The following is a 2,500-nucleotide window of genomic DNA, read 5'->3' as shown; positions in this document are numbered from 1 at the left end:
TCCACCACGCTCTGCAGCGCACCCAGGAACGCATCCAGCCGCTCCCGCGAGTCGAACTCCAGCACTGTGGGGACCACGTAGGTGTCCGTACCTCCGTCTTCCACCAAGTGGTGGAAGAAGATGCCCTCTTGGAGCGGGGCGAGCGGATACACATCCGCCACATTCGCGGCGCCACCCTGAACCTGCGCGGCCAACCGCCCGATCTCGGCCTCGTCCAACTCCACCAATGACAGCATCCCCGGCGTAATCGCCACCGCACCCTCAGGAATCAGATTCGCCGGAACCACCACCTCCTCCGGACTCGCCGCCACCGCCAACCCCGCCGGCGTCGGCGACCGGAACAACGCCCGCACCGACACCGACACACCCCGGCCCCGCAACCGCTCCACCAACGACACCGCCAACAGCGAATGCCCACCCAACGCAAAGAAGTCATCATCCACACCAACGGACGACAGACCCAAAACCTCCGCAAACGCACCGCACAGGATCTCCTCCTGCACCGACACCGGACCCCGACCACCACCGGACGCATACTCCGGAACCGGCAACGCCCCACGATCCAACTTGCCATTCACCGTCAACGGCAACACATCAAGCACCACCACCACAGACGGAACCATGTACGACGGAAGCCGCTCCGCCACAAACTCCCGCGCAGAGGTAGACAGTTCGAGACCCTGGCCATCACCAGCCGCAACGACGTAAGCGACCAGCCGCCTGTCACCCGCCGTGTCCTCCCGCGCAATCACCGCCGCCTGAGCAACCCCCGGGTGCGCCTCCAAAACCGCCTGCACCTCACCCGGCTCCACCCGGAACCCACGGATCTTCACCTGCTCATCCACACGCCCCGCGAACACCAACTGCCCATCCGCAGTCCACCGAGCCCGGTCACCCGTCCGATACATCCGCTCACCCACACCCGCAAACGGGCACGCCACAAACCGCTCAGCCGTCAGCGCACGACGCCCCACATAGCCCTGCGCGAGACCGGCCCCAGACACATACAGGTCCCCTGCCACGCCCACCGGCACCGGCGCCAGACGCTCATCCAGCACAAACAACCGCGTATTGGCAATCGGCGCACCCATCGGCACCACCGCACCACAACCATCCACCACACCAGCCGTGACCATCACTGTCGCCTCGGTCGGCCCATACGTGTTCACCAGACGACGACCCCGAGACCACGCAACAGCCTGCTCCGCCGAAATCGCCTCAGCCCCCACCACCAACCGCACCAACCCCGGCACACGCCCCGGGTCCAACACCCCCAACAGCGAAGGCACCACACTCGCCGCCTCCACACCCGCCCCACGCACCAGATCCGTCAACAGCGCCACATCCGCACGCTCAGCAGCCCCAGCCACGACCAAGGTGCCGCCACCAGAAAGCGTCGCGGCCACGTCCAGCACCGACGCATCAAAACTGAACGACGCGAACTGCAGAACCCGCATGCCAGGAGCAACTCCCAGCTCAGGTCGCAACGCACCCGCAAGATTCGCCACACCACCATGCGTCGCCTGCACACCCTTGGGCCGCCCCGTCGAACCCGACGTATAGATCACATACGCCACCTGATCGCCGGCGACACGAATCGCAGGCGCCGACGACGCCGCTCCCGCAAGGGCAGCCTCCACCGCCGGGTCATCCAGCGCCATCACCTGACGCGCGCCCAGCCCACCGGCCGAACCGGCCGTCTCGACCACGATCTCGACCCCGGCGTCAGCGACCACGAACTCCAGGCGCTCAACGGGGTATTCGGGATCCAGCGGGACGTAGGCGGCACCCGCCTTCCACACACCCAGGATCGCCACGACCATGTCGACACCCCGCGGCAGGCACAACCCCACCACCGACTCCAGACCGACACCCCGCGCCCCAAGGACATGCGCCAGCCGGTTCGCCTGAACGTCCAGGTCCCCGTACGACACCCCCACACCCTCAAACACCACCGCAACAGCACCAGGATCAGCCGCCACACACTGGGCAAACTGCTCCGGCACCAAAACATCCGACACCACACCCGCCGTGTCGTTCCACTCCACCAAAACCCGACGACGCTCGACCTCACCCAACACATCCACCGCAGACAACCGCGCCCCCGGCGCGGCAATCAGCTGTTCAACAACACGCCGCAGTCGGTCGGCTATCCGCTCAGCCGACTCGACGTCGAACAGATCCGCCGACGCGACCAACACTCCCCGCAGACCGGTCGGCGCCGCCTGCGCGTCGAAAACCTCGGCCGCGTTCACCTCCAGGTCGAACTTCACCGACGCCATTCCGGACGCACCTGCTCCCGCAGACAGTCCACCGCTCCGCACGCCGGGCAGGTCCAACGCCGCACGCGCGTTGTTCTGGAGCGTCAGCATGACCTGGAACAGCGGGTGCCGTGCCAGCGAACGCACCGGCGCGAGTTCCTCCACCAGCCGCTCGAACGGCACATCCTGATGCGCGAACGCACCAAGCCCCGCCTCCCGCACCCGCCCCAGCATCTCCA

1 protein-coding gene is annotated in these 2,500 nt (G+C 66.8%); it reads right to left on the bottom strand.

Annotated elements, in window-relative coordinates:
- Nucleotides 1-2,500 (bottom strand): amino acid adenylation domain-containing protein (locus ACFWP7_RS42495; RefSeq protein ID WP_384393991.1); only part of this gene is annotated, 2,500 nt, incomplete at both ends.

Origin of the sequence: Streptomyces sp. NPDC058470, from assembly GCF_042721055.1 — a bacterium.
GTDB lineage: Bacteria > Actinomycetota > Actinomycetes > Streptomycetales > Streptomycetaceae > Streptomyces.
The sequence above is the reverse complement of the archived record's forward strand: the minus strand, read 5'-3'. Positions and strand labels throughout refer to the sequence as shown.